The sequence below is a fragment of the Pseudomonas fortuita genome (assembly GCF_026898135.2).
Classification (GTDB): domain Bacteria; phylum Pseudomonadota; class Gammaproteobacteria; order Pseudomonadales; family Pseudomonadaceae; genus Aquipseudomonas; species Aquipseudomonas fortuita.
This window is the reverse complement of the sequence record NZ_CP114035.2, coordinates 5,314,439-5,335,707: the sequence shown is the minus strand read 5'-3', so window position 1 is coordinate 5,335,707 and position 21,269 is coordinate 5,314,439. Positions and strand designations below refer to the sequence as shown.

General features: G+C 62.8%; 17 protein-coding genes and 1 pseudogene. 9 read left to right on the top strand and 9 right to left on the bottom strand.

The window, feature by feature from the left end; all coding sequences use genetic code 11:
* Nucleotides 1–131: 131 nt before the first annotated feature.
* A complete protein-coding gene (locus OZ911_RS24460; RefSeq protein WP_016489114.1) occupies nt 132–1,028 on the top strand; it encodes a LysR family transcriptional regulator in 897 nt (298 codons plus the stop codon).
* 117 nt (nt 1,029–1,145) lie between these two features.
* Nucleotides 1,146–2,813 carry a gamma-glutamyltransferase gene (ggt, locus tag OZ911_RS24455; RefSeq protein WP_023046909.1) on the top strand — a complete coding sequence of 556 codons (1,668 nt, stop codon included), beginning with the start codon at nt 1,146–1,148 and terminating at the stop codon, nt 2,811–2,813.
* A 134-nt stretch (nt 2,814–2,947) separates the two neighbouring features.
* On the opposite strand, the gene OZ911_RS24450 is transcribed toward ggt, so the two are convergent.
* Both OZ911_RS24450 and ypfJ read right to left on the bottom strand, forming a co-directional pair.
* Nucleotides 2,948–4,867: a HAMP domain-containing methyl-accepting chemotaxis protein gene (locus OZ911_RS24450; protein WP_060517399.1), complete on the bottom strand. Its 1,920-nt coding sequence runs from the start codon at nt 4,865–4,867 to the stop codon at nt 2,948–2,950.
* Between the two features lie 173 nt (nt 4,868–5,040).
* Nucleotides 5,041–5,934 (bottom strand): KPN_02809 family neutral zinc metallopeptidase, encoded by an 894-nt coding sequence (ypfJ, locus tag OZ911_RS24445; RefSeq protein WP_016489111.1) that lies wholly within the window; start codon nt 5,932–5,934, stop codon nt 5,041–5,043.
* A 201-nt stretch (nt 5,935–6,135) separates the two neighbouring features.
* Between ypfJ and pcaH the strand changes: the two genes are divergently transcribed.
* Nucleotides 6,136–6,855, top strand: coding sequence for a protocatechuate 3,4-dioxygenase subunit beta (gene pcaH, locus OZ911_RS24440; protein ID WP_023048643.1), 720 nt, complete (start codon nt 6,136–6,138; stop codon nt 6,853–6,855).
* 10 nt (nt 6,856–6,865) lie between these two features.
* Nucleotides 6,866–7,471 carry a protocatechuate 3,4-dioxygenase subunit alpha gene (gene pcaG, locus OZ911_RS24435; RefSeq protein ID WP_003251601.1) on the top strand — a complete coding sequence of 202 codons (606 nt, stop codon included), beginning with the start codon at nt 6,866–6,868 and terminating at the stop codon, nt 7,469–7,471.
* A 98-nt stretch (nt 7,472–7,569) separates the two neighbouring features.
* Here the strand turns inward: pcaG and trmA are convergent, their stop codons facing one another.
* The 3 genes from trmA to OZ911_RS24420 all read right to left on the bottom strand — a co-directional run bounded on the left by trmA (nt 7,570) and on the right by OZ911_RS24420 (nt 11,390).
* Nucleotides 7,570–8,655 (bottom strand): tRNA (uridine(54)-C5)-methyltransferase TrmA, encoded by a 1,086-nt coding sequence (gene trmA / locus OZ911_RS24430; protein ID WP_268968494.1) that lies wholly within the window; start codon nt 8,653–8,655, stop codon nt 7,570–7,572.
* A complete protein-coding gene (locus OZ911_RS24425; protein WP_016489108.1) occupies nt 8,652–9,947 on the bottom strand; it encodes an NCS2 family permease in 1,296 nt (431 codons plus the stop codon). Before OZ911_RS24425 ends, trmA begins: the two co-directional genes overlap by 4 nt.
* 222 nt (nt 9,948–10,169) lie before the next feature.
* Nucleotides 10,170–11,390, bottom strand: coding sequence for an MFS transporter (locus OZ911_RS24420; RefSeq protein WP_016489107.1), 1,221 nt, complete (start codon nt 11,388–11,390; stop codon nt 10,170–10,172).
* A gap of 356 nt (nt 11,391–11,746) precedes the next feature.
* On the opposite strand from OZ911_RS24420, the gene OZ911_RS24415 reads away from it, so the two are divergent.
* The 3 genes from OZ911_RS24415 to OZ911_RS24405 are packed head-to-tail and all read left to right on the top strand — an operon-like array spanning nt 11,747 to nt 14,359.
* Nucleotides 11,747–13,183 carry a cytochrome ubiquinol oxidase subunit I gene (locus tag OZ911_RS24415; protein ID WP_016489106.1) on the top strand — a complete coding sequence of 479 codons (1,437 nt, stop codon included), beginning with the start codon at nt 11,747–11,749 and terminating at the stop codon, nt 13,181–13,183.
* A gap of 3 nt (nt 13,184–13,186) precedes the next feature.
* Complete coding sequence (gene cydB, locus OZ911_RS24410; RefSeq protein WP_016489105.1) at nt 13,187–14,194, top strand: cytochrome d ubiquinol oxidase subunit II; 1,008 nt, start codon at nt 13,187–13,189, stop codon at nt 14,192–14,194.
* A gap of 9 nt (nt 14,195–14,203) precedes the next feature.
* The gene (locus OZ911_RS24405; protein ID WP_016489104.1) at nt 14,204–14,359 is read left to right on the top strand and encodes a DUF2474 domain-containing protein; all 156 of its coding nucleotides are present in this window, start codon (nt 14,204–14,206) and stop codon (nt 14,357–14,359) included.
* 174 nt (nt 14,360–14,533) lie between these two features.
* Here OZ911_RS24405 and OZ911_RS24400 read toward each other — a convergent pair whose 3' ends face one another.
* Together OZ911_RS24400 and OZ911_RS24395 are read right to left on the bottom strand one after the other, a co-directional pair.
* A complete protein-coding gene (locus tag OZ911_RS24400) occupies nt 14,534–15,658 on the bottom strand; it encodes a methyltransferase (protein ID WP_023047385.1) in 1,125 nt (374 codons plus the stop codon).
* A 96-nt stretch (nt 15,659–15,754) separates the two neighbouring features.
* Nucleotides 15,755–16,462 (bottom strand): annotated as a pseudogene (locus OZ911_RS24395) (autoinducer binding domain-containing protein).
* A gap of 212 nt (nt 16,463–16,674) precedes the next feature.
* Here OZ911_RS24395 and OZ911_RS24390 point away from each other — a divergent pair.
* A complete protein-coding gene (locus OZ911_RS24390; RefSeq protein WP_024718028.1) occupies nt 16,675–17,451 on the top strand; it encodes a ferredoxin--NADP reductase in 777 nt (258 codons plus the stop codon).
* A gap of 33 nt (nt 17,452–17,484) precedes the next feature.
* On the opposite strand, the gene mscL is transcribed toward OZ911_RS24390, so the two are convergent.
* Nucleotides 17,485–17,904, bottom strand: coding sequence for a large-conductance mechanosensitive channel protein MscL (mscL, locus tag OZ911_RS24385; protein WP_016489100.1), 420 nt, complete (start codon nt 17,902–17,904; stop codon nt 17,485–17,487).
* A 176-nt stretch (nt 17,905–18,080) separates the two neighbouring features.
* Between mscL and radA the strand changes: the two genes are divergently transcribed.
* Nucleotides 18,081–19,451, top strand: a complete 1,371-nt coding sequence (gene radA / locus OZ911_RS24380; protein WP_016489099.1) for a DNA repair protein RadA — start codon at nt 18,081–18,083, stop codon at nt 19,449–19,451.
* A gap of 171 nt (nt 19,452–19,622) precedes the next feature.
* On the opposite strand, the gene OZ911_RS24375 is transcribed toward radA, so the two are convergent.
* Nucleotides 19,623–21,140: a nucleobase:cation symporter-2 family protein gene (locus OZ911_RS24375; protein ID WP_016489098.1), complete on the bottom strand. Its 1,518-nt coding sequence runs from the start codon at nt 21,138–21,140 to the stop codon at nt 19,623–19,625.
* Between the last annotated feature and the right edge of the window lie 129 nt (nt 21,141–21,269).

Below are 21,269 nucleotides of genomic sequence, written 5' to 3'. Positions count from 1 at the left end.
ACAGTTCCTGATGGTTGTGCAAAACCTGTGGGAGCGGGCTTGCCCCGCGATGAGGCCGGTAAAGGCGCTGCTGGACGTGGCCTCGACAAGCGGCTATCTAATCCTTGCGCAGACCAACCACAGGCCCAGATGTGAAAACCCGATCCGAAGAACTCCAGGTATTCGTCGCCGTCATCGACTGCGGCTCGATTTCTGCTGCCGCCGAGCAGATGGGCCAGACCCCATCCGCCGTCAGCCGCACCTTGTCGCGCCTGGAGGGCAAGCTGGGTACCACCTTGGTCAACCGCACCACCCGGCGCATGGACCTCACGGAAGAGGGCCGTTACTTCCTTGAGCGCTCGCGGCAGGTTCTGGAGCAGATGAACGAGATGGAAGAGCGTCTGTCGATGAACCGCCAGACACCCAGCGGGCGCTTGCGTATCAACGCCGCTGCGCCGTTCATGCTGCATGCCATCTTGCCGTGGATCGGCGAGTTTCGTCGCCAGTACCCCGGCATCGAGCTTGAACTGAACACCGATGATCTGATCATCGACCTGCTGGAGCAAAGCACCGATGTGGCGATCCGCATTGGCGAGTTGGCCGATTCCAGCCTGCACGCACGCAACCTGGGGTGCAGCCCGGTACAGGTGCTGGCCAGCCCGGCCTACCTTGAGCAGCACGGCACGCCGCAGCGGGTCGAAGACCTTGCCAGCCACTGCCTGCTCGGTTTCAGCCAGCCCGAATCGCTCAACCATTGGCCGCTGCGCCACGCTCAGGGTGACCGCTTCAGCATCCGCCCGGCGCTGATCGCCTCCAGCGGTGAAACCCTGCGCCAGCTGGCGTTGGCCGGCGAGGGCATCGTCAGCCTGTCGCACTTCATGACCCACGAGGACATCCGCACCGGGCGCCTGCAGGTGTTGCTGAGCGAGGCCAACAATGGCTACCGCCAGCCGATCCACGCGGTGTACTACCGCAACACCCAGCTGGCGCTGCGTATCCAGTGCTTCCTCGATTTCATCCAGCGCAAGCTGGCGATGTACGCCTGCTGAGTTGCCTGAACGCGACAGATCCTGTCCACAGGCGGCGAAATTTCCTACGGTTGATTGCACAGTCGAAACGCTTGGGTCTTACTGAGTGCTCAACAAAAACAACACCAAGGAAGTGTCATGCGTATTGTCCCGTTCCAGTACCTGGCTCTCGCAGCCGCGATCCTGAGCTGTTCCTCGGTTTATGCCGCCACGCTGGAGGGCGGCGCGGTGGCTGCACCCGATCAATATGGTGCACAGGTGGCCGCCGATATTCTGAAAAAGGGCGGTAACGCGGTAGATGCCGCAGTGGCCACTGCCTTCACCCTGGCGGTGACTTATCCGGAGGCCGGTAACATTGGCGGTGGTGGGTTCATGACCCTGTTCGTCGACGGCAAACCGTACTTCCTCGACTACCGCGAAGTCGCGCCAAAGGCCGCTACACGCAACATGTACCTGGACGACAAGGGTGAGGTCATCGAAAACCTGAGCCTGGTCGGGGTTCGCGCTGCGGGTGTGCCAGGCACGGTGATGGGCCTGTGGGAGGCGCACCAGAAGTTCGGCAAGCTGCCCTGGAGCGAGCTGCTGACCCCGGCCATCGGCTATGCGAAAAACGGTTTCAAGGTGGCTGAAAAACAGTACCAGTACCGCAACGATGCCCAGGGCATGTTCAAGACTGCGACCAACTTCAATGACTACTTTGGCAACATGAAGGTCGGCGAGTTGTTCAAGCAGCCAGAAATGGCTCAGACCTTGGAACGCATTGCCGACAAGGGCGTGAGCGAGTTCTACCAGGGCAAGACCGCCGACCTGCTGGTGGCACAGATGCAGGCTGACAAGGGCCTGATCACCAAGGATGACTTGAAGGATTACAAAGCCGTATGGCGTGAGCCGATGGCGGTGAGCTGGCGTGGCAATGTGGTCTATACCGCACCACCGCCAAGTTCTGGCGGTGTCGCCCTGGCCCAGCTGTTGGGCATCAAGGAAGACCGCGCGGCGGACTTCAAGGGCGTAGCGCACAACTCGGCGCAGTACATTCACCTGTTGGCCGAAATCGAGAAGCGCGTTTTCGCTGACCGTGCCGACTACCTGGGCGACCCGGCCTTTACCAAGGTGCCGGTGGACCAATTGGTGGCCAAGGACTACCTGGCCAAGCGCGCCGCGCAGGTCAACCCCAAGGCCATTTCCGACACCGACAAGGTCAAACCGGGCCTTGAGCCGCATCAGACCACGCATTTCTCGATCGTGGACAAGCAGGGCAATGCGGTCAGCAACACCTACACCCTCAACCTTGACTACGGCAGTGGCGTGGTGGTGAAGGGCGCAGGCTTCCTGCTCAACGATGAGATGGACGACTTCAGCGCCAAGCCAGGCGCTGCGAATGCCTTTGGCGTAGTGGGTGGCGATGCCAACGCAATCGAACCGGGCAAGCGCATGCTGTCCTCGATGAGCCCCAGCCTTATGACCCGTGATGGCAAGGTCGAGCTGGTCATCGGTACCCCAGGCGGTTCGCGGATCTTCACCTCGATCTTTCAGGTGATGAACAACATGTACGACTACGGTATGCCGCTGGACAAGGCGGTGGCGGCACAGCGCGTGCACCATCAGTTGCTGCCCAAGGACACTATCTACTTTGACAGCTATGCACCCCTGACCGGGCCGGTGGCGGATGAGCTGAAGAAGATGGGCTACGTGCTTGAGGACCAAGGCTGGGAGATGGGCGATATCCAGGCGATCCGGGTGGATGGAGCGAAGCTTGAGACCGCTTCCGATCCGCGTGGGCGTGGGGTGGGGATGATCGTCAAGTAAGCGGACACCTGTACCGGCCCTATCGCCGGCAAGCCAGCTCCCACAGGGATGCCGATGCCCACGAGGCCTGTGCGGTCCCTGTGGGAGCTGGCTTGCCGGCGATAGGGCCGCAAAGCGGCCCCGGGTTACCCAGGTCAGACGCGGAACTGGCTGACCAGCATTTGCAACTGCCCACCCAACCGCGCCAGCTCCACACTCGACGCTGCCGTCTCGTCACTGGCCGCCGCCGTCTGCTCGGACACATCACGCACATTCAGGATGCTGCGGCTGATCTCTTCAGCCACCGCACTCTGCTGCTCCGCCGCCGCCGCAATCTGCTGGTTCATCGACTGGATGCCCGACACCGTACTGGTGATGTTCTCCAGCGAGGCTCCGGCCTTGCGCGCCAGCTCGACGCTGCTGTCGGTCAAGCTACGGCTGCCCTGCATGGCGTTCGCCACTTGCTGGGTGCCATGCTGCAGGCTGGCAATCAGCTCTTCGATCTCTTCGGTGGACTTTTGCGTGCGCTGGGCCAAGCCGCGCACTTCGTCGGCGACCACGGCAAAACCACGCCCGGCCTCGCCAGCCCGTGCCGCCTCGATCGCCGCATTGAGCGCCAGCAGATTGGTCTGTTCGGCCACCGACTTGATCACGTCCATCACGCTACCGATCTTCTGGCTTTCCTGCTGCAGCAGGTTCATGGCTTCGGTGGAACGGTGCATGTCCTCCGCCAAGCGCTCGATCTGGCCAATCGCTTCGCCGACCACGCGGTCGCCGGCGCGGGCTTCGTCGTCGGCACCGGTGGCGGCATGCGAGGCCTGCTCGGCGTTGCGCGCCACTTCCTGAACGGTCGCGGCCATTTCGTGCATGGCAGTGGCCACCTGGTCGGTTTCGACCTTCTGGCTGTTGGCGCCGGCACTGGTCTGCTCGGTGACCGCCGACAGCTCTTCGGCGGCGCTGGCGATCTGGGTGACGCCATCACGGATGCCGCTGATCAGCTCGCGCAGGGTGGTGCCCATGCGCGCGATGCCTTGCTGAAGCACGCCCAATTCGTCGCGGCGGGTGATGCGCGCGTGGTGGGTGAGGTCGCCGCTGGCGATCTTTTCCACCGCTACCAGGGTTTCACGCAGTGGGCCGGTGATCTGGCGGGTGATCAGTACCGCTGCCAGGATGCCGACCAGCAGTGCCAGCAGGGTAGCGATGGCCTGCAGGCTACGGGCCTGGGTGCTCTCGATGTCGCGGCGTTCCAGCTGGATCTGGTACAGCGCATCGCTGCGCTTGACGATATCGGCGCCCTGCACGGTCATTTCGGCGCGTGAGGTGGTGATGTTGGCGACCGCGTCGCGGAACTGGCGCACGGCGTCACGGTAGGCCAGTACCGCGCTTTCGAACTGTTGCAGGCGGGCGTCTTCGGTGGGCAGCTGGCGCTTGAGGTTGTCGATATCGGCTAGCGCTGCATCCAGCTGGCGCAGGGCGGCCTGCTCGTTGGCAGCGCTGTTGTCGGCAATGTAGCCGCGCACGTCGATGCGCACCTGCAGCAGTTGCTGGCGGGCCTTGCTGATCAACAGGTACTGGGCCAGGCGTACGCTGTCGGCCTCTGGGCGCGCCATGACTTCCTGGCTGAGGGCGTCCATCGCCTGATCGGCGCGGGTGGCCGAGCTGTCCATGGAGACGCGGGCTGCGCGGGTGGCGTCGTAGCCTTGGCGCATCTTGTTGAGCGACACCTTGTAGGCGCTGATGGTTGCGCCCAGCTCATTCAGCAGTTTGACGTTGTCCGGGCTGTTGAAGGTGCTGGCCAGGTAGGCCTGCTGCTTGCTGAAGGCATCCAGCTTGGTCTGGGTGTTGGCGGCGGCGGCATCGTCGCCGTTGGCGATCATGTACTGCAGACGCGCAATACGCAGGTCGGTCAGGTCTTTGTTGAGCTGGCCGATGTCACCCATCCAGTTGCTGCGGTCGATGAGGCTGCCCAGGCTGGTCCAGCCAGTCAGGGCCAGCAGGCCAGTGAGGATCAGCACCAGGCCGAAGCCCAGGCCAAGTTTTAGGTTGACGCTGATGTTGGCGAACCAGCTGTTCATGCACGCACTCCAGAAGTAGTTTTCGCTCTCTTGATCTTCGATCGCAAGGCGTTGTTGTTCTGGGTGCCCGCTGACTCGTGCAGGGGTTATCGGCAATGATCCGGGAAGCTGAAACGCTTTTTCAGCAGATTTGTAACTGGATAACCAGGGGCCGCTATGCAGCCCCGGCAGTTTCAGAGGCTGCGCGCGCTGAAGGTATCGCAGCTGTTCACCTCACCTTGCGCAAACCCGGCCTTGAACCAGCGCACTCGCTGCGCCGAGGTGCCATGGGTGAAGGAGTCCGGTACCACGCGGCCGCGGCCTTGCTGTTGCAGGCGGTCATCGCCAATGGCGTTGGCCGCGTTCAGCGCTTCCTCGACGTCGCCCGGCTCCAGCCAGTTCAGGCGTTTTTGCGCCTGGTAGGCCCATACGCCGGCCAGGCAGTCGGCTTGCAGCTCCTGGCGTACCAGCAGCCCGTTGTCGCCCTCCATGCGCTGGCCGTTGCGGCGGGCGGCGTCGACCTTGGCCGAAACGCCCAGCAGGGTCTGCACATGGTGGCCGATTTCGTGGGCAATCACGTAGGCTTGGGCGAAGTCGCCGGCCGCAGCGAAGCGGGTTTCCATTTCACGGAAGAACGACATGTCCAGATAAACCCGCTGGTCTGCCGGGCAGTAAAAGGGCCCCACGGCCGCCGAGGCAAAGCCGCAGGCCGAATTGACCTGGCCACTGAACAGCACCAGCTTGGGGTCACGGTATTGTTTGCCGGCTTCGGCAAACAGCGCTTTCCAGGTGTCTTCGGTGTCGCCCAGGACCGAGGCAACGAACTCGGCTTGCTGGTCGTTGGCCGGTGGCGCCTTGCCGCCCGCACCACTGGGCGCTGTCTGCTGTTGCTGCTGCGCCATCTGGCCGGTGAGCTGGCCAAGAATCTGCAAGGGGTCTTGCCCGGTGAGCCAGCCGATGCCGACGATCAGCAGAATTGCGCCGAGCCCCAGCCCCTTGCCGCCGCCGAAGCGCATGCCGCCGCCACCGCCACCTTCGCCCCGGGCATCGACCACGTTGTCGCTGCGTCGGCCTTTTCGCCATTCCATGTGTGCTCTCCCGAGCCGTGAAACAAGAAGACAAAGATTAGTTCACGGCAGCGTCAGGTGTCAGGCCAAAGTGTTCATCCATAACCATTTGGTTATGGAACTAGTGGTCGATTTCAATATTCAATGGCCGCGACCTGCCGGAAACTGTAAGTCCGCCTGCCACGCCCAGGCGTTCACATAATTCCAAGAGAGGAAACCGGCATGCCCGCCCAGGACAACAGCCGCTTCGTGATCCGTGATCGCAACTGGCACCCCAAAGCCCTTACGCCTGACTACAAAACGTCCATTGCCCGCTCGCCGCGCCAGGCACTGGTCAGCATTCCACAGTCGATCAGCGAAACCACTGGTCCGAACTTTTCCCACCTGGGCTTCGGCGCCCACGACCATGACCTGCTGCTGAACTTCAACAACGGTGGCCTGCCAATCGGCGAGCGCATCATCGTGGCCGGCCGCGTCGTCGACCAGTACGGCAAGCCTGTGCCGAACACCCTGGTGGAGATGTGGCAAGCCAACGCCGGTGGCCGCTACCGGCACAAGAACGACCGTTACCTGGCACCGCTGGACCCGAACTTTGGTGGTGTCGGCCGTTGCCTGGCCGACAGCGACGGCTACTACAGCTTCCGCACCATCAAGCCGGGCCCGTACCCATGGCGCAACGGCCCGAACGACTGGCGCCCGGCGCACATCCACTTCGGCATCAGCGGCCCGTCGATTGCGACCAAGCTGATCACCCAGTTGTATTTCGAGGGTGACCCGCTGATCCCGATGTGCCCGATCGTCAAGTCGATCGCCAACCCTGAAGCTGTACAGCAGTTGATCGCCAAGCTCGACATGAGCAACGCCAACCCGATGGACTGCCTGGCCTACCGCTTTGACATCGTGCTGCGCGGCCAGCGCAAGACCCACTTCGAAAACTGCTGAGGAACCCGCCATGCCAATCGAACTGCTGCCGGAAACCCCTTCGCAGACCGCCGGCCCCTACGTGCACATCGGCCTGGCCCTGGAAGCGGCCGGCAACCCGACCCGCGATCAGGAAATCTGGAACCGCCTGGCCAAGCCGGACGCGCCAGGCGAGCACATTCTGCTGCTCGGCCAGGTGTATGACGGTAACGGCCATCTGGTGCGCGACTCGTTCCTGGAAGTGTGGCAGGCCGACGCCAATGGCGAGTATCAGGATGCCTACAACCTGGAGAACGCCTTCAACAGCTTCGGCCGCACCGCCACCACCTTCGATGCTGGCGAGTGGACGCTGCACACGGTCAAGCCGGGTGTGGTGAACAATGCTGCTGGCGTGCCGATGGCGCCGCACATCAACATCAGCCTGTTTGCCCGTGGCATCAACATCCACCTGCACACGCGCCTGTACTTCGATGATGAAGCCCAAGCCAACGCCAAGTGCCCGGTGCTCAACCTGATCGAGCAGCCGCAGCGGCGTGAAACCTTGATTGCCAAGCGTTGCGAAGTGGATGGGAAAACGGCGTATCGTTTCGATATCCGTATTCAGGGGGAAGGCGAGACCGTCTTCTTCGACTTCTGAGTTGAAGCCCGGGGCCGCTTTGCGGCCCATTCGCGGGGCAAACCCGCTCCCACAGGTACTGCACTGTCCTGTGGGGGCGGGCTTGCCCCGCGAATGCTTTAACGCCGAACCAGCAACACCCCACTCTCCATGTGGTGGGTATAGGGGAACTGGTCAAACAGCGCACAGCGCTCGATGCGGTGGGTGTCCTGCAACTGGGCGATGTTCGCCGCCAGGGTTTCCGGGTTGCACGAGATGTACAGAATCCGCTCGAAACGCCGGGTCAGCTCGCAGGTGTCCGGGTCCATCCCTGCCCGCGGCGGGTCGACGAACACCGTACCGAACGCGTAGCTCTTCAGGTCGATGCCTTCCAGACGACGGAACGGCCGCACCTCATTCAGCGCCTGGGTCAGCTCTTCTGCCGACAAACGCACCAGTCGCACGTTATCCACAGCGTTCTCTTCGAGGTTGCTGAGCGCAGCATTGACCGAGGTCTTGCTGATTTCGGTCGCCAGGACCTGACGCACGCGGGTGGCCAGTGGCAGGGTGAAGTTGCCGTTGCCGCAGTACAGTTCCAGCAAATCGTCCTGGCGCTCGCCAATGGCCTCGTAGGCCCAGCTCAGCATTTTCTGGTTCACCGCGCCGTTGGGCTGGGTGAACGCACCTTCCGGCTGGCGATAGCTGAACACACGGCCGGCCACGTAGAGTTTTTCCACCGCGTGGTCGCGGCCGATCACCAGGCGCTTGCCCTTGGAGCGCCCAATCACGCTCACACCCAGCGCTTCGGCCAGTTGCCGCGCTTGCGCTTCCCAGGCCTCGTCCAGCGGGCGGTGGTAACACATCGTGATCATCGCATCGCCGGCCAGGGTGGTGAGGAACTCCACCTGGAACAGGCGATTGCCCAGTTCCTCACTGGCTTGCCAAGCCGCCTTCAGGCGCGGCATCAGTGCATTGATGCGCTCGCTGGCAATGGGGAAATCGTCGATCAGAATCGCCTTGTGCTTGTCGCCCGGGGCGAACATGGCGTAGTGGCGCTGGCCGTCCTCGCGCCACAGGCGGAACTCGGCGCGCAGGCGGTAGTGCTCGCGCGGCGAGTCGAAAACTGCGGGTTCCGGCGCACCGAAGGGCGCCAGCAGCTCGCGTAGCCGGGCCACCTTGGCGTCCAGCTGGGTGGCGTAGGAGGAGGGGTCGAAAGCAGCACTCATGCGTTGAACCAGCCCAGCTTGATGACGAACAGGATGGAAAGGATCACCAAGGCCGGATTCAGGTCGCGGTGGCGGCCGGAGATCAGCTTGACGGCGGTCCAGGAGATGAAGCCGAAGGCGATACCGTTGGCGATCGAGTAGGTCAGCGGCATGGCCAGGGCGGTCACTACCACCGGCGCGGCTTCGGTGACGTCGTCCCAGTTTATTTCTGCCAGGCCCGAGGCCATCAGCACCGCGACGAACAGCAGCGCCGGTGCGGTGGCGAACGCCGGCACGCTACCGGCCAGCGGAGCGAAGAACAACGCCAGCAGGAACAGCACGGCAACCACGATGGCGGTCAGGCCGGTGCGGCCACCGGCGCTCACGCCCGCAGCGGACTCGATATAGCTGGTGGTGGTCGAGGTCCCCAGCAGGGAACCGGCCATGGCGGCGGTGCTGTCGGCGATCAGGGCGCGGCCCATCTTCGGCATGTGGCCGTCCTTGCCCATCAGGCCGGCGCGCTTGGCCACGGCGATCAGGGTGCCGGAGTTGTCGAACAGGTCAACGAACAGGAACGCGAAGATCACGCTGATCAGGCCCACATCGAGGGCACCGGCGATGTCCAGCTGCAGGAAGGTGGGTGCCAGCGAAGGGGGCATCGACACGACCCCGCCGAACGGCGTCACACCCATTGCGATCGACGCGACGGTGACGGCCAGGATGCCGATCAACACCGCGCCGCGCACTTTCAGCGACTCAAGGCCGACGATCAGGAAGAAGCCCAGCGTGGCAAGAATCACCGAGGGCTGCTTGAGGTCGCCCATGCCCACCAAGGTGGCTGGGTTATCGACGACGATGCCCGCGTTATGCAAGGCGATCAGCGCCAGGAACAAACCAATACCAGCAGCGATGGCCGAGCGCAGCGGCAGCGGGATGCTGTTAACGATCCACTCGCGGATGCGGAAGATCGACAGCAGGAAGAACATCACCGCCGACAGGAACACCGCGCCCAGCGCGACTTGCCAGGTGTGGCCCATGTGCAGCACCACGGTGTAGGTGAAGAACGCGTTCAGGCCCATGCCCGGCGCCAGGGCGATCGGGTAGTTGGCAATCAGGCCCATGGTGGTGGAGCCGATGGCCGCTGCCAGGCAGGTGGCGACGAAGATCGCGCCCTTGTCCATGCCGGTCTCGCCGAGGATGCTCGGGTTGACGAACAGGATGTAGGCCATCGCCAGGAAGGTGGTGACGCCCGCGAGAATCTCGGTGCGCACGTTGGTGTTGTGTGCTTTTAGTTGAAACAGCCTTTCCAGCATGCCCGCTCCCCAAGGCGCCCCCGGCGCCATGAATGTATCGACCCCATCAGCAAAGCACAGACCGTACCGGTTGCCGTGGTTTTGTGTGGGGAGGAAAAAAGCCGCGCATCATACCAGCATGCTTGGCGGGGGCCTATGGCCGTTGGGGAATGGGTTTCCATAGCCGGTACCGGCCCTGTGGGAGCGGGCTTGTCCCGCGAAGAGGCCGGCACAGGCAACTGATCAACCGTTATGCAACCGGTCCCGCTTGGCCAGTGTCGGGAACATTTTAATCCACACCCCGGTCACCACCAGCGTGCCCACCCCGCCCATCACCACTGCCGGCACTGTGCCAAACCAGTGCGCCGTCACCCCGGATTCGAACTCGCCGAGCTGGTTCGAGGCACCAATGAACAACCCGTTCACCGCGCTTACCCGGCCACGCATTTCATCTGGTGTCTCCAGCTGCACGAACGAACTGCGAATGACCATGCTGATCATGTCCGCCGCGCCTAGCACCACCAGTACCGCCAGCGAGAACCAGAACGAGGTCGACAGGCCGAAGGCGATGGTGGCCACGCCGAACACGCCGACAGCGGTAAACATGGTCCGCCCGACGTTGCGCTCGAACGGGAAGCGTGCCAGCCACAGCGACATGCACAACGCCCCCACCGCCGGTGCCGAGCGCAGCAGGCCCAGGCCCAGCGGGCCGGTCAACAGGATGTCCTTGGCGAACACCGGCAGCAGCGCGGTGGCCCCACCCAGCAATACAGCGAACAGGTCCAGCGAAATGGCGCCGAGAATATCGGGCCGGCTGCGGATGAAGCGGATGCCGGCCAGCAGTGATTCGATGCTGGCGCGCCCGCGCTGCACGACCTGGCCGCGTGCCTGCAGGCTCAGGGTGAGCACGCAGGCGATGGCGTACAGGGCCACGGTGGGGCCATACACCCAGAGGCTGCCAAAGGCATACAGGAAGCCGCCCACCGCCGGCGCCACGATGGTTGCCGACTGGGTCGCCGACGCCGACGCTGCTACTGCCCGAGGGAACAGGCCGGGCGGCACCACGTTGGGTAACAGCGCCTGGGTTGCCGGCATTTCGAACGAGCGCGTGGCGCCGAGCAGGAAGGCGAGGGCGAAGATCAACTCGCGGGTGACGTTGTCGGTGGCGCTGCCTACGGCCAGTGCCAGGGCAATCAGCCCCTGCAGGCTCTGGCACAGGGCAGCGACCTTGCGCCGGTCATAGCGGTCAGCCACATGCCCGGTGTGCAGCATGAACAGCACACGCGGGGCGAACTCGACCAGGCCGACCAGCCCCAGGTCCAGCACATTGCCGGTCAACTGGTAGAGGTGCCAACCAATGGCCACGGTGAGCATCTGAAAGCCGCTGGCGGTGAATACACGGGCCAGCCAGAAGGCCAGGAAGGGACGGTGGTGACGCAACAACTGCGGTGCGGAATCGGACATCGGAAACCAAGGGCCTCGGCGCAGTAGAGGGGGTGCGCAGCGTATCACCTGTTTGTAACAAGTGGTTACTGTTTGCCCGGATCGGCACTTTTTCACGCTGTATGAAAGAGGGTGGGGCAACGGGTCACGCGACAAACAACCACACGGCTCGCCGGCCTATTCGGGACTATGCTTCTAGGCATTCGTTGATCTGGGTCAACCGTTGCTTTTGCAACAACCGACGAACGAATTGGCCTGCGGGCCGGAATCCCCACGATCGAACAGAACAATTCCAACGCGCCGCACTCGACTACCGTGGGGGCAGTGGGCGACGGGGCCACAAGCCCGGACGCCGGATTATCTGAAGAGGAAGCACCATGTTCGGAATAGAGGCCTTAGAGCTCGCCCGAATGCAGTTTGCCTTTACCGTGTCGTTCCACATCCTGTTCCCGGCCATCACCATTGGCCTGGCCAGCTACCTGGCAGTCCTCGAAGGGCTATGGCTGCGCACCCACCAGCAGGTCTACCGCGACCTCTATCACTTCTGGTCGAAGATCTTCGCCGTCAACTTCGGCATGGGCGTCGTCTCTGGCCTGGTCATGGCCTACCAGTTCGGCACCAACTGGAGCCGTTTCTCCGAGTTTGCCGGCGCCGTGACCGGACCGCTGCTGACCTATGAAGTACTGACCGCCTTCTTCCTCGAGGCGGGTTTCCTTGGCGTCATGCTGTTTGGCTGGAACCGTGTGGGCCGCGGCCTGCATTTTTTCTCCACGTGCATGGTGGCGCTCGGCACGCTGGTCTCCACGTTCTGGATCCTCGCTTCCAACAGCTGGATGCAAACCCCCCAAGGCCACGAGATCATCGATGGCCGGGTGGTGCCGGTGGACTGGTTTGCAGTGGTGTTCAACCCATCGTTCCCCTACCGACTGATGCACATGGCCACGGCCGCGTTCGTTTCCACAGCCTTTTTCGTCGGCGCCTCGGCGGCCTGGCACCTGCTGCGTGGGCGTGACAACCCGGCTGTGCGCAAAATGCTCTCGATGGCCATGTGGATGGCGTTGATCGTGGCTCCGGTCCAGGCGGTGATCGGCGACTTCCACGGCCTCAATACGCTCAAGCATCAGCCGGTGAAAATCGCGGCGATCGAAGGGCATTGGGAGAATGTACCTGGCGAGCCGACCCCGTTGATCCTGTTCGGTATCCCCGACATGAAGGCCGAGACCACGCGCTTCAAGGTGGAGATCCCGGCGCTCGGCAGCCTGATCCTGACCCACAGCCTGGACAAGCAGGTGCCGGCGATGAAGGAGTTTCCACCCGAGGACCGGCCCAACTCCACCATCGTCTTCTGGTCGTTCCGGATCATGGTCGGGCTCGGCTTCCTGATGATCTTCGTTGGCCTGTGGAGCCTGTGGCTACGCAAGCGCGGCACGCTCTATACCTCCCGCCCGTTCCTGTATATGGCGCTATGGATGGGGCCCTCCGGGCTGATCGCATTGCTCGCCGGCTGGTTCACCACCGAGATCGGCCGCCAACCGTGGGTGGTGTATGGCCTGATGCGTACGGCGGACGGTGTGTCGAATCACAGCTACGCCCAGCTTGGTTTCACGTTGGTGGCCTTTGTGGTGGTGTATTTCGCCCTGTTCGGCACCGGGCTTGGCTACATGATGCGCCTGGTGCGCAAGGGCCCGCAGACTGGAGAAGGCGACGCGCCTACACCGGGCGGACCTGGCCAGAAGCGCACGCCCGCGCGGCCGCTGTCTGCCGCCGATGATGGCCATGAGGCCAAGACTGCCAGCCTGAGCAAGGAGGACTGAGCCATGGGTATCGACCTTCCGCTGATCTGGGCCGTAATCATCATCTTCGGCGTCATGATGTACGTGGTGATGGACGGTTTCGACCTGGGGATCGGCATGCTTTTCCCCTTCGTCAAGGGCGAGCAGGACCGTGATGTGATGATGAACACCGTCGCCCCGGTATGGGACGGCAACGAAACCTGGCTGGTCCTGGGCGGTGCCGGGCTGTTCGGGGCGTTCCCGATGGCCTATGCAGTGATACTCGAAGCATTGTACCTGCCACTGATCCTGATGCTGATTGGCTTGATCTTCCGCGGTGTTGCCTTCGAGTTCCGCTTCAAGGCCACGTCCGACAAGCGGCATATCTGGGACAAGGCGTTCATCTGGGGCTCACTGGTCGCTACCTTCTTCCAGGGCGTGGCCCTGGGCGCCTTCCTCGAAGGCTTCAAAGTGGTCGACCGGCATTTTGCCGGTGGTACCCTCGACTGGCTCACCCCGTTCAGCCTGTTCTGTGGCGTGGGACTGATCGTTGCCTACACGCTGTTAGGGTGCACCTGGCTGATCATGAAGACCGAAGGGTCGCTGCAACAGAAGATGCACGATCTTGCACGGCCGCTGGCGCTGGTATTGCTGGTAGTGATCGGTATCGTCAGCCTGTGGACACCCATCGCTTATCCACAGATCGCCGACCGCTGGTTCAGCATGCCTAACCTGATCTGGTTCATGCCGGTGCCGCTGCTGGTACTGGTGACGTTCTACGGGCTGCTCAAGGCGGTGGCGCGCAATGCGCACTACACGCCGTTCCTGCTCACCCTGGTGCTGATCTTCCTCGGCTACAGCGGGCTGGGTATCAGCCTGTGGCCGAACATCATCCCGCCGTCGATTTCGATCTGGGATGCTGCAGCGCCACCGCAAAGCCAGGGCTTCATGCTGGTGGGCACGCTGTTTATCCTGCCGTTCATCCTCATGTACACCTTCTGGAGCTACTACGTGTTCCGCGGCAAGGTGACCCATGAAGACGGCTATCACTAGGAGGGCCGCATGATGACCGGCAAACATGGCCTGGAAGAGAAGAAACCGCTGTGGCAGCGACTGGGTTGGCTGGTGCTGATCTGGGCAATGAGCGTTGCGGCCCTGGGGGTGGCAGCGTGGGTGATGCGGCTTTTCATGGGAGCAGCAGGATTGACCACCCATTGAGAACAACGGGGACATCTGTGGGAGCGGGCTTGCCCCGCGAACACCGGCAAAGCCGGTGCCATGCACCGCGCGGCCCCCTTCGCGGGACAAGCCCACGCCCACAATGACCGGTGTTCTCTGCGTGACAGCGCAGCCCAAGGGCTGGGCAACCTCCCACAGGATGCCCGCAGGGGCTTACTTGCGGGCTTTCAGGATGACGAACTTGGGCGTCGCCGCCACCTGCTCCACCCCTCGGAACAACCGCGCCAGCTTGCTGTGATAGCCCAGGTGGCGGTTACCCACGATATACAACGCCCCACCCACCACCAGCGCTTCGCGCGCCTGCTGGAACATGCGCCAGGCAAGGAAATCGCCCACCACCTGCTGCTGGTGGAACGGCGGGTTGCACAGCACTACATCGAGCGACTGCTTCTCCACCCCTGCCAACCCATCGGCTGCAATGAAAGTCGCCGGGCGCTCGCCCAACGCGGCTTGCCAGTTTTCCTGCGCCGATTGCACCGCCATGTACGATTCGTCGACTAGCGTGTACTGGGCATCGGGGTTGGTCAGTGCGCTGGCAATTGCCAGCACGCCATTGCCGCAGCCAAGGTCCGCCACCCGTGCGTTGCCCAAGTCGCGTGGGAGGTGTGGCAGGAATGCCCGGGTGCCGATATCCAGGCCTTCACGGCAGAACACGTTGGCGTGGTTGACCAGCTCCAGCGCAGGCGCGTCGAGGCGGTAGCGGCTCGGGTAGGGCGAGCTTGCGGCCGGCCGTTCGGCCAGCGTCGCGGTCAGCAGGCGAGCCTTTTTCTGCGCCAGCGAGGCTTGCACCGGGCCGATGTACTTTTCCATCAGGTCGCCGGCTGCGTGTGGCAAGTGCTTGATCATCGCCCCGGCAATCACCTGCGCGCCTGGCGCCAGGTGGCCCTGCAGGCGGATCAGTTGTTCTTCAAGCAGGGCCAGTGTCTTGGGCACGCGCACCAGCACCCGGTCGAACGTGCCATTCCAGTGTTCGCTGGCCGGTACGAAGGGCACGCTGTCGAACGGCAAACCGTTGCGCGCCAGGTTCTTTTCCAGGGCAAGGTGCGCCAGGTGAGAATCGCCGCTGCTGACCACCTGCAGCCGGCCCGCCAGGCTGGCGGCCAGGGCACCGAAGCTGTCATTGAGCACCAGTACCCGGCAGTTGGCGTCGGGTGCCTGTGCGTGCAACTGCGCAAGCAGGTACTCGTCGGCGGCGTCGAACGCCTGCAGCGGGTCGTTGGCCTGTTCCGGCTGGCGGATCAGGTCGAGTTCGGCGTAGGGGGTGGTCAACAGGGGCATGGCGTCTGGCTCGGGTATGAAACTGCCCGTTGCGGTTCGCCCCGGGCTTTGCCGGGCAATTCTACAGGGCTTTGCCCAAGGTCGCAGGTCTGAAGGTCAGATCCAGCCACGCAGGGCAGCGATGGCGATGGCGCCGGCCTTGTTGGCGGCATTGGTCTTGGTGATCACGCTGCGGATATGGAAGTTCACGGTGCTCTGCGACAGTGACAGGATGCAAGCCACGTCGGCTGCGGTCTTGCCAGCGGCCGACCATTTCAGTACTTCCAGTTCACGCTCGCTCATTTTAGGTTGCGGTGGGCACAGTGCGCTCAGGTGGTGTTCGCCGAGTACGGCATGCAGGGTATGGCACAGCCACTATACGCTGCCGGCCTTGTCGTACAGCTCCACGATGTCGATTGATTGGGCTGGTCTGGCCACGCTGATCTGGCTTTCATTGTGCTGCAGGTCGTGCAGTGATTGCGTCCAGCCATGACGCAAGCCGTACTGGCAGGCCGCTTCGCGAAACTGCGGGGCCTCACGATACAGTTCGTCGGTCCACAGCACCGGCATGGTCGAACTGTGGCTGACGCTGGCGGCCGGGTCCTGTTTGTAGAACTCATCGCGCTGGTAGCGCTCGATCCACTCCGCCGGGTAGTTGCTGTAGAGGTACACCCTGGGTGTCTGCGTGGCGATCTGGATGCGCATGTTCAGCCCGAGGTACTCCATGTCCAGGTCTTGCGCCAGATGTACCGCGATGTCGAACAGCTTCCGTGGGCTGCGTTCGTTGACGAACGCTTGAAGGTGTTCGGGATTCCAGTGAAGCATCAGAAATTCCTCGGGTGCGTCGGATCCAATCCATTTGGGTACCCGGCTTATTGTAGGAAAAGACCTACCATGGCGTTGGGAATTTTTTGTTATAGCGCTTAGGGGTTTCTGCAAATTCGGCACGATCCGGTTGTGTGAGGCCCTACAAAGCAGTGGTTTTTATCCGCGCCACTTTGCGCGACACTGTGCGCACGTCAACCCTGGAGCCCGATATGACCGCTAGCGCCGAAAAGTTCACCCGCCAGACCCTGCTCGATGTTCAGCCGCTCACGCCGAACCTCTTCAGCCTGCGGGTTACGCGCGATGCGGGGTTCCGCTTCCGTTCCGGACAGTTCGCCCGCCTTGGTGTGACCAAGGCCGATGGCAGCGTGGTGTGGCGCGCCTACTCAATGGTCAGCGCACCCCATGACGAGCACCTCGACTTCTTCTCCATCGTGGTGCCAGGGGGGGAGTTCACCAGTGAGCTGAGCCGGCTGGGGGCGGGTGATACCTTGCTGATCGACCGCCAGGCCTTCGGTTTCCTTACCCTTGACCGCTTCGTGGGCGGGCGCGACCTGTGGCTGCTGGCGACCGGCACCGGTATTGCGCCATTCATGTCGATCCTGCAGGACTTCGAAGCCTGGGAGCGTTTTGACAGCATCAAGCTGGTGTATTCGGTGCGTGAAGCGAAAGAGCTGGCCTACGTGGATGAAATCGCGGGGCTGGAGCAGCGCGACTATCTGGCTGAGTATGCCGGCAAGCTGCAGTTCATTCCGGTGGTGACCCGTGAGCAGCACCCCGGGGCTTTGAATCAGCGGATTACCACGCTGATCGAGAATGGCGAGCTGGAGCAGGCGGCGGGGTTGGAGCTGTCGCCCGAGCATTCGCGGGTGATGCTGTGCGGTAACCCGGAGATGATCGATGAAACTCGCAAGGTGCTGAAGGCGCGTGACTTGCAGCTGAGCCTGAGCAAGCGGCCGGGGCAGGTGGCGGTAGAAAACTATTGGTAATGCTATTGGGGCCGCAAAGCGGCCCCAGCAACCTCAAGGCAACCGATTCTGGTTCTGCGTCTTGAGCAAATCGCGAATTTCGGTCAGCAGCGTCTCTTCAGCAGAAGGCACCGGCGGCGCAGTCGGTGCCACGGCTTCTTCGCGCTTGAGCCTGTTGATCGCCTTCACCCCCATGAAGATGGCAAAGGCAACGATCAGGAAGTCGATCACGGTCTGGATGAACTTGCCATAGGCCAGCACCACTGCCGGAATGTCACCGTCGGCAGCCTTCAGGGTAATGGCCAGGTCGCTGAAGTCCACCCCCCCGATCAACAGGCCCAGTGGCGGCATGACCACGTCGCCGACGAAGGACGAGACGATCTTGCCGAAGGCCGCGCCGATGATGATACCGACCGCCATGTCGACGACATTGCCTTTGACCGCGAAGGCCTTGAACTCACTGATCATGCCCATGTTTGGTTCCTTGTAACAAAAGGTAAGGTTAACGCAGTGTAAGCCACTAAAACGCTTCATGCGTTGTGTTCAGGGCTACTGACTGCGCTTAGAACGAATAGTTTTGTCGCATCCCGAAGCGTTCGAGACACGTCCTGCTCGGCTATGATGGCGGTTTTTTCCAGGAGACCCCACCCATGGCCAAGGCCAAGCGCTTGTATGGCTGCACCGAGTGCGGCGCGACCTTCCCCAAATGGGCCGGCCAGTGTGGCGAATGCGGAGCCTGGAACACGCTGGTCGAAACCATGATCGAAAGCGGTGGTGCGGCTGCGCCCAGCAGCGGCCGCGCCGGCTGGACCGGCCAGCAAGCGCAGATCAAGACCCTGGCCGAAGTCAGCGTTGAGGAAATCCCGCGCTTCACCACCAGCAGCACCGAACTGGACCGCGTGTTGGGCGGTGGCCTGGTGGATGGCTCGGTGGTGCTGATTGGTGGCGACCCAGGCATCGGCAAATCGACCATCCTGCTGCAGACCTTGTGCAACATTGCCTCGGGCATGCCGGCGCTGTACGTCACGGGTGAAGAGTCGCAGCAGCAAGTGGCCATGCGCTCGCGGCGCCTGGGCTTGCCCCAGGACAAGCTCAAGGTCATGACCGAAACCTGTATTGAAACCATTATCGCCACCGCGCGGGTCGAGAAGCCTCGGGTAATGGTGATCGACTCGATCCAGACTATTTTCACCGAGCAGTTGCAGTCGGCTCCTGGCGGGGTAGCCCAGGTGCGCGAGAGCACGGCGCTACTGGTGCGTTACGCCAAGCAGAGCGGCACGGCGATCTTCCTGGTCGGCCACGTGACCAAGGAAGGCTCGCTGGCCGGCCCACGGGTACTGGAGCACATGGTCGATACCGTGCTGTATTTCGAAGGTGAGTCCGACGGCCGCCTGCGCTTGTTGCGAGCGGTGAAAAACCGCTTTGGTGCGGTCAACGAACTGGGCGTGTTCGGCATGACCGACCGGGGCCTGAAAGAGGTGTCCAACCCGTCGGCGATCTTCCTTAACCGTACCCAGGAAGAAGTACCGGGCAGTGTGGTGATGGCGACTTGGGAAGGCACCCGGCCAATGCTGGTCGAGGTACAGGCGCTGGTCGACGACAGCCACTTGGCCAACCCGCGCCGGGTAACCCTGGGCCTGGACCAGAACCGCCTGGCCATGTTGCTGGCGGTGCTGCACCGCCACGGCGGTATTCCCACCCACGATCAGGACGTGTTCTTAAATGTGGTAGGCGGGGTCAAGGTGCTGGAAACGGCGTCGGACCTGGCGCTTCTGGCGGCAGTGATGTCCAGCTTGCGTAACCGGCCACTGGCCCATGGGCTGCTGGTGTTTGGCGAGATCGGCCTGTCGGGCGAGGTGCGGCCGGTGCCTAGCGGGCAGGAGCGGTTGAAGGAAGCGGCCAAGCATGGCTTCAAGCGGGCGATCGTGCCCAAGGGCAATGCGCCGAAAGAGGCGCCGGCGGGGCTGCAGGTAATTGCCGTCACCCGCCTGGAACAGGCCCTGGATGCATTGTTCGAGTAATCCGTAGTCAGGCCCGGCCCTATCGCCGGCAAGCCAGCTCCCACAGGACAACAGTTTCCAGGTCCTGTGCAGTACCTGTGGGAGCTGGCTTGCCGGCGATAGGGCCAGTACAGTCAAACGAAAAAGGGGCCGACGATGCGCGTCGGCCCCCTCTCACCGCTCAGTCAGCGGTCAATGCTCGGCAACTGCCTCGCGCCTGACCGTCTGGTTGCCGTGCTCGTCCAGCTCCAGCATCGGCACTTCGTTGCCTTCGGCATCGAACAGCTTGCCATCCTTGAAGTAGTCGCCATCACGCAGCGCGGAAATGTCGGAGTACTGGATGGTGCGTTCGTAAGCTGCAGCGAACACGGACTGGTTTTCCGAGTTGCCGGTGGTGAAGTGGTTGAATATCAGGTTCAGCAGGATGGCCATGATTGCCGCCGAGCTGATGCCCGAGTGGAAGATGGTCTCGAACCAGTTCGGGAAGTGGTGGTAGAAGGTTGGTGCGGCGATCGGGATCATGCCGAAGCCCAGCGAAGCCGCGACGATGATCAGGTTGACGTTGTTCTTGTAGCTGACCTTGGACAGGGTGCGGATACCGCTGGCCGCCACGGTGCCGAACAGCACGATGCCCGCGCCGCCCAGTACCGGGGTCGGTACTGCCGCAATCACCCGGCCCATGACCGGCAGAAGGCCGAGTACCACCAGAATCACGCCACCCGTGGCCACCACGTAACGGCTCTTGACCCCGGTCACGGCCACCAGGCCAACGTTCTGGGCGAACGCGCTCTGGGTAAACGAGCCGAAGATCGGCGCCAGGATGCTCGATGCCATGTCGGCGCGCAGGCCGTTGCCCAGGCGTTTGGAGTCGACCTTGGTCTCGATGATCTCACCCACGGCGAGGATGTCGGCCGAGGTTTCCACCAGGGTTACCATGATCACGATGCACATCGACAGGATCGCGGCGATGTGGAATTCCGGCATACCGAAGTGGAACGGCGTGGGGAAGGCGAACATCGGGCCTTCGGCGACCTTGCTGAAGTCGGTCATGCCCAGCGCCCAGGCGATGAGGGTGCCGAACACCATGGCCAGCAGGATCGACAGGCGCGAGATGGTCGCGCTGCCCAGCTTGCTCAGCAGCAGCACGATGGCAAAGGTCAGCCCCGCCAGGCCGATGTTGGCCACGCTGCCAAATTCCGGCGAAGCGCTGTTGCCGCCCATCACCCAACGAGCGGCGACCGGCATCAGCGTCAGGCCGATGGTGGTGATGACGATGCCGGTCACCAGCGGCGGGAAGAACTTGGTGATGCGCGAGAACACCGGGGTGATCAGAAAGCCGATCAGCGATGCTGCCATGACTGCGCCGAGCACACCGGGCAGGCCACCGCCGCCCTCGCTGCTGAGGATGGCACCCATGGTCGCCACACCGGCAAACGACACGCCCTGCACCAGCGGCAACTGGCAGCCGAAGAACGGCAGGCCGAGGGTTTGCAGCAGGGTGGCCAGGCCACCGGCAAACAGCGAGGCGGCAATCAGCATGCCGATCTCGGCGCCGTTGAGGCCTGCGGCCTGCCCCAGGATCAGGGGTACCGCGACAATCCCTCCGTACATGGTCAGCACATGTTGCAGACCGTAGGCCAGGTTGGCACCAAGGCCGAGGTTTTCGTCCTCGGGGCGCTTGGCGGGAGACGTGCTAGGGGACGTAGTCATGGAGCAGGCTCTCTGTTTATTTTTGTGTCGCTACTGTAGACAGTTCCTGCAAATGATTGCCACTAGAATTGTATACAATATTTTGATCGGAGCGCGCACATCGGCGGCCTCCGGATGTGCGAAAACCCA

What these genes read in the sequence shown, in the direction of transcription:
- ypfJ (WP_016489111.1), bottom strand. Translation starts at nt 5,934, where the DNA reads ATGGAATGGCGAAAAGGCCGACGCAGCGACAACGTGGTCGATGCCCGG.
- mscL (WP_016489100.1), bottom strand. Translation starts at nt 17,904, where the DNA reads ATGGGCATGATCAGTGAGTTCAAGGCCTTCGCGGTCAAAGGCAATGTC.
- pcaG (WP_003251601.1), top strand. Translation starts at nt 6,866, where the DNA reads ATGCCAATCGAACTGCTGCCGGAAACCCCTTCGCAGACCGCCGGCCCC.
- pcaH (WP_023048643.1), top strand. Translation starts at nt 6,136, where the DNA reads ATGCCCGCCCAGGACAACAGCCGCTTCGTGATCCGTGATCGCAACTGG.
- trmA (WP_268968494.1), bottom strand. Translation starts at nt 8,655, where the DNA reads ATGAGTGCTGCTTTCGACCCCTCCTCCTACGCCACCCAGCTGGACGCC.
- OZ911_RS24425 (WP_016489108.1), bottom strand. Translation starts at nt 9,947, where the DNA reads ATGCTGGAAAGGCTGTTTCAACTAAAAGCACACAACACCAACGTGCGC.
- OZ911_RS24375 (WP_016489098.1), bottom strand. Translation starts at nt 21,140, where the DNA reads ATGACTACGTCCCCTAGCACGTCTCCCGCCAAGCGCCCCGAGGACGAA.
- OZ911_RS24420 (WP_016489107.1), bottom strand. Translation starts at nt 11,390, where the DNA reads ATGTCCGATTCCGCACCGCAGTTGTTGCGTCACCACCGTCCCTTCCTG.
- radA (WP_016489099.1), top strand. Translation starts at nt 18,081, where the DNA reads ATGGCCAAGGCCAAGCGCTTGTATGGCTGCACCGAGTGCGGCGCGACC.
- OZ911_RS24400 (WP_023047385.1), bottom strand. Translation starts at nt 15,658, where the DNA reads ATGCCCCTGTTGACCACCCCCTACGCCGAACTCGACCTGATCCGCCAG.
- OZ911_RS24450 (WP_060517399.1), bottom strand. Translation starts at nt 4,867, where the DNA reads ATGAACAGCTGGTTCGCCAACATCAGCGTCAACCTAAAACTTGGCCTG.
- OZ911_RS24405 (WP_016489104.1), top strand. Translation starts at nt 14,204, where the DNA reads ATGATGACCGGCAAACATGGCCTGGAAGAGAAGAAACCGCTGTGGCAG.
- ggt (WP_023046909.1), top strand. Translation starts at nt 1,146, where the DNA reads ATGCGTATTGTCCCGTTCCAGTACCTGGCTCTCGCAGCCGCGATCCTG.
- OZ911_RS24415 (WP_016489106.1), top strand. Translation starts at nt 11,747, where the DNA reads ATGTTCGGAATAGAGGCCTTAGAGCTCGCCCGAATGCAGTTTGCCTTT.
- cydB (WP_016489105.1), top strand. Translation starts at nt 13,187, where the DNA reads ATGGGTATCGACCTTCCGCTGATCTGGGCCGTAATCATCATCTTCGGC.
- OZ911_RS24390 (WP_024718028.1), top strand. Translation starts at nt 16,675, where the DNA reads ATGACCGCTAGCGCCGAAAAGTTCACCCGCCAGACCCTGCTCGATGTT.